General features: G+C 72.3%; 2 protein-coding genes. Both read right to left on the bottom strand.

Annotated elements, in window-relative coordinates; all coding sequences use genetic code 11:
• Positions 1-738, bottom strand: a 738-nt coding sequence (locus FNX44_RS27135; RefSeq protein WP_143651604.1) for an MFS transporter, incomplete at its 3' end; no start/stop codon positions are given.
• Positions 739-784: 46 nt separating this feature from the next.
• Positions 785-1,011 (bottom strand): glycerophosphodiester phosphodiesterase family protein (locus tag FNX44_RS27130; protein WP_267129499.1); only part of this gene is annotated, 227 nt, incomplete at its 5' end.

Raw genomic sequence — 1,011 nt, 5'->3', positions numbered from 1 at the left:
CACCCCCTCCTGCTCCGGCGGCCCACCGGCGGCCCCCGCCTCCCGTGCCACCGGCCGCTCCAGCAGCCGCCGCAACGGGACGATCGTGAACACCGCCCACCACACACCCGCCGACGCCAGGCAGATGCGCACCGCCTCGCCCTCGGAGACGCCCAGCGCCTCGTGGCCGAGGAACAGTGCCAGGTTCGCCACCAGCACCAGCGACCCGGCCGCGTACCCGAACGCCCAGCCCCGCGAGGAGACCGCGTCCCGCTCGTGCGGCAGTGCGATCTGCGGCAGGAAGGCGTTGTACACCACCACACTCACCGCGTACGCCACGTTCGCCACGACCAGCAGCAGACCGCCCAGCAGATAGCGGTCGCCGTCCAGGAAGAACATGCCCGCCGTGGCCGCCGCCCCGATGTACGCCGACACCGCCAGGATCGGCTTCTTGCGCCCGCTGCGGTCGGCCACCGCCGCCGCCCACGGCATCACCAGCACCGACAGCAGCACCGACGCCGACACCGCGTAGGCGAAGAAGGACCCGTCCCGGACCGGGATGCCCAGCGGGTACACATAGCCGTCAGCGTCCGCCGCCGCCTTCGCGACCTCCGTCAGGTACGGCCCCAGGAAGACCGTCAGCACACTCGTGGCGAACACCGAGTTCGCCCAGTCGTAGAAGTACCAGCCGCGCTGTTCACGGCGACGCGCCGTCGGATCCGCCTCCGCGGCCGGCCCGCTGATCTGCCCGGTGCCCACTCACGCCCCCATGGTGCCGTGCGACGCGCCGGCGGCGGGAGGAACGTCAGCCACGCCAGGCGCCCCGTTCCTCGAGCACCTCACGCAGCGTCTCGATTTTGTCGGTCATGATGCCATCGACTCCCAGCCGCAGGAGGTCGATCATCCGACGCCGGTCGTTGACCGTCCACACATGCACCTGCAGGCCCGCCCGGTGGGCCGCCGCCACGAACCGCCGGTCCACCACCGGCACCCCCGACTGCCGCACCGGAACCTGCGCGCACACCGCACCCC

It is taken from the genome of Streptomyces alkaliterrae, from assembly GCF_007097205.2.
Lineage (GTDB): Bacteria > Actinomycetota > Actinomycetes > Streptomycetales > Streptomycetaceae > Streptomyces > Streptomyces alkaliterrae.
The sequence above is the reverse complement of the archived record's forward strand: the minus strand, read 5'-3'. Positions and strand labels throughout refer to the sequence as shown.